The sequence below is a fragment of the Arthrobacter sp. NPDC057388 genome, from assembly GCF_042668165.1.
In the GTDB taxonomy this organism is placed as follows: domain Bacteria; phylum Actinomycetota; class Actinomycetes; order Actinomycetales; family Micrococcaceae; genus Arthrobacter.
In genome coordinates this window covers 40,353-52,755 of the sequence record NZ_JBHVBL010000031.1, presented here as the reverse complement: position 1 = coordinate 52,755, position 12,403 = coordinate 40,353, and the positions used below count along the sequence as shown (strand labels likewise).

Here is a 12,403-nt window from a genome sequence, read left to right as displayed (position 1 = left end):
GCACCTGGTGCTCCTACACCCACTGCCCGGCGGCGGCCTCCGGGTCCAACACGCCACACCCCCCGCTTTTTTCCCCGGCCCGCCGGCCGGGCCGGCGGCCGGAACCGGTCAGTAATCGCCCCTAATTACCCGGTGGGCACTGTCTTACCCTAAGGGCACTGTCTTACCCCAAGGGCACTGCTAGGCCGGGACGATGTTCACCAGTTTAGGCGCCCGGACAATCACAGTCCGGATGCCCCGGCCGTCGAGGGCGCGCTGGACGTTCTCGGAGGCAAGCGCCAGCTCACGCAGCTCCTCCTCGGAGACGGAGGGCGATACCTCCAGGCGGTCGCGCACCTTGCCCTGGACCTGGACCACCGCGGTGACGGTCTCCTGAACCAAGAGTGCTTCGTCGTGCGAAGGCCATCCGGCATTGGCTACCGACGCCGGGTGCCCCAGGACGTTCCACAGGTCTTCGGCCGTGTAGGGCGCGAAGAGGCTCAGGATGACGGCCACGGCCTCGGCTGCTTCACGCACGGCCGGATCCGCGCCGCCGGCACCGGAGTCAATGGTCTTCCGGGTGGCGTTGACCAGCTCCATCAGCTTGGCCACCACGACGTTGAACTTGTTGTTGTTCAGCAGCTCCACGGCATCGGCAATGGTCCGGTGCGTAACCGAGCGCAACGCGCGGTCACCGGCGCTGAAATCCACTCCGGGTTCACTGGTGACGTCCTGGCCAAGGCGCCAGGCGCGGGCCAGGAACTTCGCGGATCCCGACGGCGAAACATCCGCCCAGTCGACGTCGTCCTCGGGCGGGGAGGCGAAGATCATGGTGAGCCGCACGGCGTCGACGCCGTACTTGTCCAGCTGCTCGCCCAGATCGACGCCGTTGCCCAGTGACTTGCTCATGGCCTTGCCGCCGTTGAGCACCTGGCCCTGGTTGAGCAGGGCGCTGAAAGGCTCGTCCGCCTCCAGCAGGCCCATGTCGTGGATGACCTTGGTGAAGAAGCGGGCGTAGAGCAGGTGCAGGATCGCGTGCTCGACGCCGCCGACATACTGTCCGACCGGCATCCAGTCGTTGATCTTTTCAGGATCGAACGGGCCGCCGGTGTAGTGCGGGGAGACGAAACGCAGGAAGTACCAGGACGAGTCCACGAACGTATCCATGGTGTCCGTGTCCCGCTGGGCAGCGCGTCCGCAGTTCGGGCACTCGACGTTGACCCATTCCGCGGCGGCGGCCAGGGGCGAGGTGCCCCTTGGCGACAGCGCCTCGCCGCGCAGGTCCTCAGGCAGTGTCACCGGCAGCTGCTCGTCGGGTACCGGCACCTCGCCACACTCGGCGCAGTGGATGATCGGGATCGGTGTGCCCCAGAAACGCTGGCGGCTCAGGAGCCAGTCGCGCAGGCGGAAGTTGACGAACTTCTCGCCGGTGCCCTGTTCTTCGAGGATCCTGATGGCTTCCGGGATGGCGTCGGTCTTGGGCAGCCCGTCCAGGACGCCGGAGTTGATCAGCGTTCCTTCGCCGGCGGTCGCCTTGCCCGAGACTGCGGGGTCTTCCTCGCCGGTGTCCAGCACCGCGCGCACGGGCAGGTTGAACTCCTTGGCGAAGTCGAGGTCGCGCTGGTCATGGGCGGGGACGGCCATGATGGCGCCGGTGCCGTAGTCGGCCAGGACGTAGTCCGCGGCCCAGACAGGAAGCTTTTCGCCGTTCAGCGGGTTGATGGCGTAGCGGCCGGTGAACACACCGGTCTTTTCGCGCTCGGTGGACTGGCGCTCGATGTCCGACAGCGCCTTCACTTTTTCGCGGTAGGCCATGAGGGCGTCATGGTGTTCGGGCGTGACCAGGTCCAGGGCCAGGTGCGCATCGGCGGCGACGACGAAGAAGGTGGCGCCGTACAGGGTATCCGGACGCGTGGTGAAGACCGTGACTTCGCGCTCGGCACGTCCGTCGGAGGCCTCGATCACGAACCGGACATGCGCGCCCTCAGAGCGGCCGATCCAGTTGCGCTGCATCGCCAGTACCCGCTCGGGCCAGTGCCCCTGCAGCTCGGACATGTCGTCCAGCAGCCGGTCCGCGTAATCGGTGATTTTGAAGTACCACTGGTTCAGCGACTTCTTGGTCACGGCCGTGCCGCAACGTTCGCAGGCACCGTTGACAACCTGCTCGTTGGCCAGCACGGTGAGGTCCTTGGGGCACCAGTTAACAGGCGAGTCCTTGCGGTACGCGAGGCCCCGCTCGTAGAAGCGCTTGAACAGCCACTGCGTCCAGCGGTAGTACTCCGGGTCGGAGGTGTGGAGGCGGCGGGACCAGTCCGCTGAGATGGCGTAGCGCTTGAACGACGCGGCCTGCGTGTCGATGTTGGCGTAGGTCCACTCGCTCGGGTGGGCGTTGCGCTTGATGGCGGCATTTTCCGCGGGAAGGCCAAACGAGTCCCAGCCAATCGGGTGCAGCACGTCGTAACCCTGCTGGCGCAGGTAGCGCGCCACCACGTCGCCCATGGCGAACGCCTCGGCGTGGCCCATGTGCAGGTCGCCGGACGGGTAGGGGAACATGTCCAGGACGTAACGGCGTTCCCGGGAGCCGTCGTCGGCCGGAGTGAAGACCTTCAGGTCTTCCCACACCTGCGGCCACCGGGCCTCCATCGCCGCGAAGCTGTACGCGCCCTCCTCGGGCGTTTCCGCTCCCCCTGCTGCTGTTCCGGTTTCGGTCTCCGGCTGAACGCTCACTGCTGCCCTCTTCTGTTCTGTCATGACCTCTGTCCTGTCATAACGGTCTGATCCCTGCCGCCGCCGGGAAGGTTTCCCCGAACACACAAAAGCCCCTCGACATGGAGGGGCGGCCGCTCGATAATCCGTATTTGTTCGGGATACCAAGCGGCTAGCTAAGCAGAAGGATCGCACGCATACACCCACTTTAGCGCACGGCGATCCCCGGTCCGCCATCTCAGCCCCAGTCGCCACGAGCGGCTGAGTCCCCGCGAGCTGCGAAGCTGTCAAGGGGGCCCGGGAGCGGCTTCTGGCGTCCGCGAAGCGGGCGGGGCCCCCTTGACAGCGTAGGCAGCTGCGGGCCGGTTACCTCACGTCCTCGTCGACCCAGTCCATGGACTTGGTGACGGCCTTCTTCCAGAGGCGCAGCTGCCGCTCCCGCTCGTCCGTGTCCAGGTTCGGCTCCCAGCGCTTGTCCTCGGACCAGTTCGCGGACAGCTCGCCGAGGTCCTTCCAGAAGCCGACGGCGAGTCCGGCCGCGTAAGCGGCGCCCAGTGCGGTGGTCTCCACCACCTTGGGCCGGATGACCGGAACGCCCAGGATGTCCGCCTGGAACTGCATGAGGGCATCGTTGGCGACCATGCCGCCGTCGACCTTCAACTCTGACAGCGGAACGCCGGAGTCAGCGTTGACTGCGTCCAGCACCTCGCGGGTCTGGAAAGCTGTGGCCTCGAGCGCTGCCCTGGCGATGTGGTTCTTGTTGACGAACCTGGTCAGCCCCACGATGGCACCCCGGGCGTCGGAGCGCCAGTAGGGCGCGAAGAGGCCCGAGAACGCCGGCACGATGTAGACGCCGCCGTTGTCCTTCACGGACGCTGCCAGGCTTTCCACTTCGGGCGCGCTGCTGATCATGTTGAGGTTGTCACGCAGCCACTGGATGAGCGAACCCGTCACGGCGATGGAACCTTCAAGCGCGTAGTGCGGTGCCGCGTCCCCCAGCTTGTAGCCCACGGTGGTCAGCAGGCCGTTCTTTGAATGGACGATCTCCTCGCCGGTGTTGAAGATCAGGAAGCATCCCGTGCCGTAGGTGTTCTTCGCCTCGCCGGTCTCAAACGCGGCCTGGCCGAACGTGGCCGCCTGCTGGTCCCCGAGGATGCCCGCCACCGGGACCTCCCGCAGCAGCTGCGATGTGTGGACGGTGCCGTAGACCTCGGAGGAGGACCTGATCGCGGGCATCATGGACGCGGGAACGCCGAAGATGCCCAGGATCTCCTCGTCCCACTGCAGCGTGTCGAGGTCCATGAACATGGTCCTCGAGGCGTTGGTGACGTCGGTGACGTGGACACCGCCGTCCACGCCTCCGGTGAGGTTCCATAGCACCCAGCAGTCGGTGTTGCCAAAGACCAGGTCCCCGGCTTCGGCTTTCTCCCGGGCGCCGTCCACGTTGTCCAGGATCCACTTGATCTTGGTGCCGGAGAAGTATGTCGCCAGGGGCAGCCCGACCTTCTGTTTGAACCGGTCCGCTCCCCCGTCCTTCGCCAGTTCATCCACGATGGGCTGGGTACGGGTGTCCTGCCACACGATCGCGTTGTAGATCGGCTTGCCGGTGGTCTTGTCCCAGACCACCGCCGTCTCGCGCTGGTTGGTGATTCCGACGGCGGCAATGTCGTGCCTGGTCAGGTTCGCCTTTGAGAGAGCGGAGCCGATGACCTCGCGGGTGTTGTCCCAGATCTCGACGGGATCGTGCTCCACCCAGCCGGCCTGCGGGAAGATCTGCTCGTGTTCCATCTGCCCTGAAGAGACGATGCTGCCACTGTGGTCAAAGATGATGGCGCGGGTGCTGGTGGTGCCCTGGTCGATGGCGATTACGTATTGGCTCATGATGACGTCCTTGTCGTTGTGCTTGGGAGTGGACAGGGGTGGTTATGGATCGGGCTTCGAAAAGAGGTTCAGGAAGTTACGTGGCCGCCGTGAAAACAATGGGCAGCAGCCCGGCGAGGCCAGCCAGGATGCCGCCGACGAGCGGGCCGACCACCGGGATCCAGGAGTAGGCCCAGTCGCTGGAGCCCTTGCCCTTGATAGGGAGGATGGCGTGCGCGATGCGGGGGCCGAGGTCACGTGCAGGGTTAATGGCGTAGCCGGTGGGCCCGCCCAGGGAGACACCGATGCCGACGACGAGCAGCGCCACCGCCAACGGGCCCAGGCCCGACGGCGTTCCCCCGAAGGTGAGGATGACAAAGACCAGCACGAAAGTGCCGACAATTTCCGTGATCAGGTTCCAGGGAGTGGAGCGGATGGCCGGGCCGGTGGAGAAGACGCCGAGCTTGTTCGCAGGCTCGGGTTCGGCGTCGAAGTGCTGCTTGTGCGCGAGCCAGCAAAGCACCGCGCCCAGGAACGCACCCAGCATTTCACCGCCGTAGTAGGTCAGTGTGGAAGCGAAATTCACCGCAACGCCAGGCGCGTATTCGGCCTTGCCATTGACCAGGAGGCCCGTGGTGACGGCCGGGTTGAGGTGGGCACCCGACTGTGCCGCGACATAGACGCCGGCGAACACCGCGATACCCCATCCCCACGTGACCATGAGGAAACCTCCGTTGTTGCCCTTCGTGCCTTTCAGGGCAACGTTGGCCACAACACCGCAACCCAGCAGGGTCAGCATCGCGGTTCCGAAAACTTCGGAAAGAAACACCAATCCAAGAGACATCTTTGACTCCTCTATTTTCTGTTGTCAGCCCTTCGCGGGTTTGAAGGGCGGCTTCCCGCTAGGCGACGAGGCTGTGGACCTCGACACCGTGGTATCGCTTGAGCACCTCCTGTGAGTGGTTGATTTCGGCAGCAACGCGTGCAGCATCCCAGCCCAGCGGCTCGGCCAGGATCTGGGCGGCCTCGTTCAGCAACTCCCCCGTGACCAGGCCGCGGAAGGCAAGGGATGTGCGCCGGATGAGGACATCCACGAGATGGCCGACCTGTTCATTCGCGGCCATGAACTGGAGTTCCCTCACACTCAACTCCCGGGTGGAGCGCAACAGGCGGTCGGGACCGCCGTCGAGATGGCTGATGATCTCCCCGGCGCGCGTTCCATACCGCGTTAGGAGGCCGGCCGTCCGGTCAGCGTCGCGGTGCGGGCCCATGTGCGCCTTGATCCATTTCTGGATGCCGGCCTCGCTGTCGGGGAACCCGGACCCTCCGCCGATGGGGAGTTTCGCCGTCGAAATCTTCCGCCCGGTGCCCAGTTCGGCGAGGACGTCGTCGGTCAGATGTTCGGCGAGGGCCCGGAAAGTGGTCCATTTCCCGCCCACCAGGCTGAGGACGACCGCGCCGCCTTCCAGGGCGCCTGTTTCCGGACCGCGCCGTTCGATGCGGTAGTCCCTGGATACGAACCCCGGCTGGGTCGCATCGTGCCGTGGCAGCGGACGCACGCCTGAGAATGAGTAGACAATCTGGCTGCGGTCCACGGCGATGTCCGGGAAGACATGGCCGATGAGGTCGAAGAAGTAGTCAACTTCCTCGTCCGTGCAGACGGCGTCTTCCGACATGTCGGCATCGACGTCGGTGGTGCCGACCAGGACGCGGTCACCCATCGGATAGATCAGCACGATCCGGCCGTCCGTATGTTCAAAGAAAATCTCGCGACCGCCGCAGGCAGCAAGAAGGTCGGGGTGGTCAAGGACGATATGGGAACCCTTGGTCCCGCCCATGAAGGTGGTGGGTGCGCCCATTGCCTGGTTGGTGAGGTCGACCCATGCACCGGTGGTGTTGACGATGACGTCCGCGGTGAAACCGAACTGCTCGCCGGTGAGTTCGTCCTGGAGGAGCGCCGTGCTGGAACCGTCAGCGTTGGATTCCATGGAGACCAGCGAGAGGTAGTTGCTTGCCCGGGCCGTGCTGTTTTGCGCTCCCGCCTTCTCGCCGTCCTGCAGGACGTCAAGGGTGAGCCGTTCCGGGTTGTGGACGGAGGCGTCGAAGTAGGTCGCGGTGTATTTGATGCCCGGGTGGAGCATGGGAAGCTCGGCCAATGCCCTCTGGCGTGTACGGAACTGGTGGCGCGGGACGCTGCCGCCGTCGCGGGAAAAGGAATCGTAGAGGCTGAGGCCCAGTTTGATCAGGAACGCGCCGCGCTCCTTCGGCTTGCCTTGCTGCTTGTGGGTCAGGAACCGCAGCGGCGCTGCGAGGACCCCGGAGAATGTGCTGAAGATCGGGATGGTGGTCTGCAGCGGCTTCACGTAGTGCGGCGCGATCCGCAGGAGCCTGTTGCGCTCAACCACGGATTCCCGGACGAGCCGGAATTCACCGTTTTCGAGGTAGCGGATGCCGCCGTGAATCATGTGGGACGAGGCTCCGCTGGCGCCCTGGCAGTAGTCCCCGCGTTCCACCAGTGCCACGTCGATCCCCTGCAGGGCGAGGTCACGGAATGTTCCGACGCCGTTGATGCCGCCTCCGATGATCAGAACCTGGGCGCGGGGCTGCCGGCGGAGCCGGGCAACGGAATCGCGCTCCGCGCCGTGGGCGTGAGCGCTGCTGGTATGGCCGGATGGATCCTTCAGTCCCAAATCTGCTCCTTTGGGTTCGGTTCGTTGGGGCGCGTTGCAGGCTGCGCACCGAATGGTGCGGGGCCGTTCACCACTATTGTTTGGATTAATGGAAAATGTCGTCAAGCACTATGCACAAACGTGCAGAACGGAACTGAGCATGCCCCGCCCCCGGCATTCCGAGGCGCTGCGCGCCGCCCAGCTTTACTACATGCAGGACCTCACCATGGACGCCATCGCCCGGGAACTGCGGACCTCCCGGTCCACCATTTCGCGGCTGCTTTCCACGGCCCGAGAGACCGGCCTGGTGCAGATCCAGATCCGCAGCCCGCTGGACACCGGCCCGGAACTGGAGCGCTTGATCCGGGCCCGGTACAAGGTGGACGTGCACGTGGTGCCGGTCCTGGACACCCTCAACGAGGCCGAGACCCTGGACCGCGTGGCCATGCAGGCAGCGCGCACCATCGGTCCGCTCGTTGATTCGAACGCGATCATCGGGGTGGCGTGGGGATCCACCCTCAGCGCCGTGAGCCGTCACCTGACGCGCAAGATCACCCACGACAGCGTGGTGGTGCAGTTGAACGGCGCGGGCAACATGCAGACCACCGGCATCACTTACGCCAGCGACATCATGCGGCGTTTCGGCAGCGCCTACGGCGCACGCGTTGAACAGTTTCCCGTCCCGGCGTTCTTCGACCATGCGGCCACGAAGACCGCGATGTGGAATGAGCGGAGTGTGCAGCGCATCCTTGATTTGCAGTCCCGGATGAGCATGGCCATCTTTGGTGTGGGGTCCGTCGACGCGGACTACCCCAGCCACGTGTACGCCGGCGGTTACCTCGATGAGGATGACCTGGTCACGCTGGCGGAATCCGATGTCGTAGGCGATGTGGCCACGGTCTTCTTCCGGGGTGACGGTTCCTCTGACGGCATCACACTGAACGAACGCTCCACCGGGCCCTCACTGGACCAACTGCGCCAGGTGCGCCGGCGGATCTGCGTGGTGTCGGGCGCCTCCAAGATCAATGGGTTGCGGGGCGCGCTGGTGGCCGGGCTTGCGACGGACCTGATCCTCGACGAGGCATCAGCACGGCGGCTGGTCAGTTTGGAGAACGCCTAGTGGGAGCTGCGGAGCGTACCCGGACGGGCGGCCGTAAGGCAGCCGCAACCACCGCGAAGGGCCTCAGCGGGAGTGGACCCACCCCGCGCCGCCGGCAAACCGGATGGGCCCGCCGCAAGCAGCGCACTGCCATGCGCCCCGGAACCAGCGGCGCCCGGCCGCTGCGTGGCAGGGGCTGATTTCAGCGCCGTCGGCGTCCGTTCCCGCCTGCACCATGGCAGCCAGCATGACCCGGACGTCCATCTCGTAAACGTCCATCGCATGGAAGTCCCGGAGGCCGCAGCCCTCCCCCTGCAGGCACGTCCCGTCGTGCAGCCGCCGGGCAATGGAAAGGACCGCCCTGTCGTTGACGGTCACGGTCAGAACCGGGGCAGCGAAGTCACCTGCCGGACAGGTCCGCCGCCGCGGCAGGTCCGCGAACGGGTCGTCGATCAGGTCATTTATCGTGGCGGTCATTGCTGCTCCTCCGTGCGGTTGCGGTTGTCAGTTCCCCCTGTGTCTGCTGCCTCATGTGATGTACGTCATGTTTTCTCGTTCCCACAAAGATACGTGATTTTAAACATCTAGTCCAGACTTTTTAATTCGGGCCGGTGAGCTGGTGTGCCGGGTCAGGGGAATGCTGGTGGGATGGAGGCCATAGAAAAACACCTACACGGGACTTTTTTCGGGTACGCGCCCGCTGTCTACCTGGCGCCCGAAAACTGCGCCGCCGGACCCTCGGAAAAACGGTGCAGCCATGCAAGGATGACCGCATGAAAATCACCAGAGAGATCGTTGTGTTCGACGCCGCCGACCTGCCTTCCGAGAGCGCCTTTTGGGCCGGACTGCTGGGTGGAACGGTGGATGCGGAGGATGACTGGCACACTGTCAGTGTGGACGGGAAACCGCGCATGGGCTTCCAGCTCGCGCCCAACCACGTGGCACCTGACTGGCCGGACGGGACCCCGCAGCAGATCCACCTCGACCTGTATGTCGAGGACCTTGCTGCGGCGCACGAGGAGGCCATCTCGCTCGGTGCACGCCTGCTGAAGCCGGCAGACGACATCACCTCGGCCGAAGGCTTTCAGGTCTACGCCGATCCTGCCGGCCACCCGTTCTGCCTCTGCTGGGGGTGAATCTGCGCCTGCCGCTCACGCTGGCTGGGGTGCGGTGTCGGTAGAGTCATAGGCATGACTACCTCACCCCGGCTCAGCCTTAACAACGGCGTGCTGATCGACCAGTTGGGTTTCGGGCTGTACAAGGTGCCGCCCGCGGACACCGCCAACCTGGTGGCTACCGCCCTCGAAGCCGGATACCGCCACTTCGACACTGCCGCCATGTACGGGAACGAATCCGGCGTGGCCCGCGGCCTGGTCGAGGCGTTCGCGATGGAACCGGTCACGGGCGGCTCGGGGGTGACCGCTTCGAGCATCGCCCGCGAGAACCTGTTCATCACCACCAAGGTCTGGAACGACGACCACGGCTACGACGCGACGCTGCGGGCCTTCGACACCTCCATGATCAACCTCGGACTGGAATACGTGGACATGTACCTGATCCACTGGCCCTGTGCCAGGCGGGGACTGTTCCAGGAGACCTACCGCGCCCTGGAGACGCTCTACCGGGAGGGCAAGGTCCGCGCCATCGGCGTGTCCAACTTCCAGCCGCAGCACCTGGACCAGCTGCTGGAAACGGCCGAAGTGGTGCCCGCCGTCAACCAGATCGAGCTGCACCCCTGGCTCCAGCAGGCCGAGCTCCGCGAAAAGCACCAGGGCCTGGGGATCCTCACCGAGGCCTGGAGTCCGCTGGGCCGCGGCCAGGTCCTGGAGGATCCCGTCATCGGCGCCCTTGCCGCCGAGCACAAGGTCACCCCTGCGCAGGTTGTGCTGCGCTGGCAGGTGCAGCTGGGCAACGTGACCATCCCCAAGGCCAGCTCCGCGGCCCGCATCCGGGAAAACCTCGATGTCTTTGGCTTCGAGCTCTCAACCCTGGACATGGCAGACATCGCCGCGCTGGAGCGCGGACACCGCACCGGTTCCCACCCCGACAACGTCAACTAGGACTCCGCCAGCAGATGAAAACAGCCGCCTCCGAGCCCGCCACAGCGCCGACCTTCATCAGCAGCGGACTCGCTGCCCGCACCCGGGCGGGTACCGTCCAGCTGGCCGGCAGCAACGTCGCCTACTGGGTCTACGAACCGGAAAGGACGACGCCCGAAACGCGGACCGTCCTGGTCATCCACGGTTTCCGCGGTGACCACCACGGGCTGCTGCGGGTGGCGGACCTGCTTCCGGAAATGCGGCTGATCATGCCGGACCTTCCCGGATTCGGCGATTCTGCCGCCTTCACCGATGCCGGCCACAGCGTGGAGCGCTACGGACGGTTCATCAGCGAATTCATGGCAGCCCTCGGACTCGGACCGGACACCGTGCTGTTGGGGCACTCGTTCGGCTCAATCGTGGCAGCCCATTTCGCCGCGGCCCACCCGGACGCGGTCCGCCCCCTCGTCCTGGTCAACCCCATCGCCGCGCCGGCCCTGGAAGGCCCCAAGGGCGTCATGACCAGGCTGGCTGTGCTGTACTACCGTCTCGCCGCACGGCTCCCCCGCCCCCTTGGCCTGGCACTGCTCCGCAGCCCGCTGATTGTGCGGGTCATGAGCATCGCCATGGCGAAAACCAAGGACAAGGACCTGCTGCGGTTCATCCACGGGCAGCACCACGCCTACTTCAGCGCATTCGCCAGCCGGGAAAGCCTGCTGGAATCCTTCACCGCCTCGGTCAGCAGCAATGTGGCTGAAGTCGCCCCGCGGCTCACCCTTCCCGTGCTCCTGGTCGCCGGTGAAAAAGACGAAATTGCCCTGCTGCGGGACCAGCAACACCTGGCCAGCCTCCTTCAGGACGCCACGCTGGAGGTCATTCCGGACGTGGGACACCTGATCCATTACGAAACCCCCGGGCCTGCCGCAGAATACATCCGTCGCTTCCTTAAGGACCACCCCGCGTGAAAATCGTGATCGACGCCCGTTTCACCCGGACCGACCACCACGACGGGATCAGCCGCTACGGCGCCAGCCTCATCGCCGCCGTCGCCAAAATCGCCGACGTGTCGATGCTCATCAGCGATCCCCGGCAACTCGCTCTCCTTCCTGACGTCCCCTACACCCTGATCAGCAGCCCGCTCTCCCCCGCGGAGCTTTTCGTGGCGCGGAAAGTCAACAGGCTGAACGCCGACGTCGTTGTCTGCCCCATGCAGACCATGGGCACCTGGGGCCGCAAGTACGGGCTGGTCCTCACCCTGCACGACCTCATCTACTATGAGCACCCGGCACCCCCCGGCTTCCTGCCGGCCCCGGTCCAGATCCTGTGGCGGCTGTACCACAAGGCGTTCTGGCCGCAGAGGCTGCTGCTGAACCGCGCCGACGTCGTCGCCACCATCAGCAGGACCACTGAAGCGCTGATGGCCAAGTACCGCCTGACCAGCCGCCCGGTACGCATCATCAGCAATGCGCCCCAGCCGGCCCAGCAGCCCCGCGACCCCGGCATCCCGCCGGAGAAGACGCTGCTCTACATGGGCTCGTTCATGCCCTATAAGAACGTCGAGACCATGATCGCGGGGATGGGTGAACTGCCCGGCTACACACTCCACCTGCTCAGCCGCATCACACCCCGGCGCCGCGCCGAGCTTGAGTCGCTGATCCCTGCCGGGGCGCGGGTGGTGTTCCATAACGGCGTGACCGACGACGAGTACACCGAACTGCTCAAGCGCACCACCGCACTGGTCAGCCTGTCGAAGGCCGAAGGCTACGGCCTGCCGCTGGTGGAAGCCATGGCGCTGGGCACCCCGGTGATTGCCAGCGACACTCCCATCTTCCGCGAAGTGGGCGGCAACGCCGCAGCTTACGTTGGCCCGGAATCCCCCGCGGAGTTTGCCGCTGCCGTCCAGGAGCTGGGCGACACGGCGCACTGGCAGGACGTCTCCCGCCGTTCGGTGGCCCGCGCGCAGCAGTTCAGCTGGGACGAGTCCGCCCGCCAGCTGGTGGACGTGGCGGCGGAAGTGCTTGCCCGCCGCGGCAACTAGCGCGCGCACACCG

General features: G+C 65.6%; 10 protein-coding genes. 5 read left to right on the top strand and 5 right to left on the bottom strand.

Annotated features, from left to right (window positions below; all coding sequences use genetic code 11):
- Positions 1-180 precede the first annotated feature (180 nt).
- The 4 genes from leuS to ACFUTU_RS14840 all read right to left on the bottom strand — a co-directional run bounded on the left by leuS (position 181) and on the right by ACFUTU_RS14840 (position 7,235).
- The gene (gene leuS / locus ACFUTU_RS14855) at positions 181-2,706 is read right to left on the bottom strand and encodes a leucine--tRNA ligase (RefSeq protein ID WP_377965552.1); all 2,526 of its coding nucleotides are present in this window, start codon (positions 2,704-2,706) and stop codon (positions 181-183) included.
- A 345-nt stretch (positions 2,707-3,051) separates the two neighbouring features.
- Positions 3,052-4,566 (bottom strand): glycerol kinase GlpK, encoded by a 1,515-nt coding sequence (glpK, locus tag ACFUTU_RS14850; RefSeq protein WP_377965548.1) that lies wholly within the window; start codon positions 4,564-4,566, stop codon positions 3,052-3,054.
- Positions 4,567-4,642: 76 nt separating this feature from the next.
- Positions 4,643-5,389: an MIP/aquaporin family protein gene (locus ACFUTU_RS14845; RefSeq protein ID WP_377965546.1), complete on the bottom strand. Its 747-nt coding sequence runs from the start codon at positions 5,387-5,389 to the stop codon at positions 4,643-4,645.
- A gap of 58 nt (positions 5,390-5,447) precedes the next feature.
- The gene (locus ACFUTU_RS14840; RefSeq protein ID WP_377965544.1) at positions 5,448-7,235 is read right to left on the bottom strand and encodes a glycerol-3-phosphate dehydrogenase/oxidase; all 1,788 of its coding nucleotides are present in this window, start codon (positions 7,233-7,235) and stop codon (positions 5,448-5,450) included.
- Positions 7,236-7,374: 139 nt separating this feature from the next.
- Here ACFUTU_RS14840 and ACFUTU_RS14835 point away from each other — a divergent pair, with 139 nt between their 5' ends.
- Entirely contained in the window at positions 7,375-8,334 is a 960-nt protein-coding gene (locus ACFUTU_RS14835; RefSeq protein ID WP_377965543.1) for a sugar-binding transcriptional regulator, read from the top strand.
- A 63-nt stretch (positions 8,335-8,397) separates the two neighbouring features.
- Here ACFUTU_RS14835 and ACFUTU_RS14830 read toward each other — a convergent pair whose 3' ends face one another.
- A complete protein-coding gene (locus ACFUTU_RS14830; protein WP_377965541.1) occupies positions 8,398-8,790 on the bottom strand; it encodes a hypothetical protein in 393 nt (130 codons plus the stop codon).
- Positions 8,791-9,086: 296 nt separating this feature from the next.
- Between ACFUTU_RS14830 and ACFUTU_RS14825 the strand changes: the two genes are divergently transcribed.
- The 4 genes from ACFUTU_RS14825 to ACFUTU_RS14810 are packed head-to-tail and all read left to right on the top strand — an operon-like array spanning position 9,087 to position 12,390.
- Positions 9,087-9,449: a VOC family protein gene (locus ACFUTU_RS14825; protein ID WP_377965539.1), complete on the top strand. Its 363-nt coding sequence runs from the start codon at positions 9,087-9,089 to the stop codon at positions 9,447-9,449.
- A 54-nt stretch (positions 9,450-9,503) separates the two neighbouring features.
- Positions 9,504-10,373, top strand: a complete 870-nt coding sequence (locus ACFUTU_RS14820; protein WP_377965537.1) for an aldo/keto reductase — start codon at positions 9,504-9,506, stop codon at positions 10,371-10,373.
- Between the two features lie 14 nt (positions 10,374-10,387).
- A complete protein-coding gene (locus tag ACFUTU_RS14815) occupies positions 10,388-11,317 on the top strand; it encodes an alpha/beta fold hydrolase (RefSeq protein WP_377965535.1) in 930 nt (309 codons plus the stop codon).
- Positions 11,314-12,390: a glycosyltransferase family 4 protein gene (locus tag ACFUTU_RS14810; RefSeq protein WP_377965533.1), complete on the top strand. Its 1,077-nt coding sequence runs from the start codon at positions 11,314-11,316 to the stop codon at positions 12,388-12,390. The genes ACFUTU_RS14815 and ACFUTU_RS14810 overlap by 4 nt, the downstream gene beginning before the upstream one ends.
- Positions 12,391-12,403: the final 13 nt, after the last annotated feature.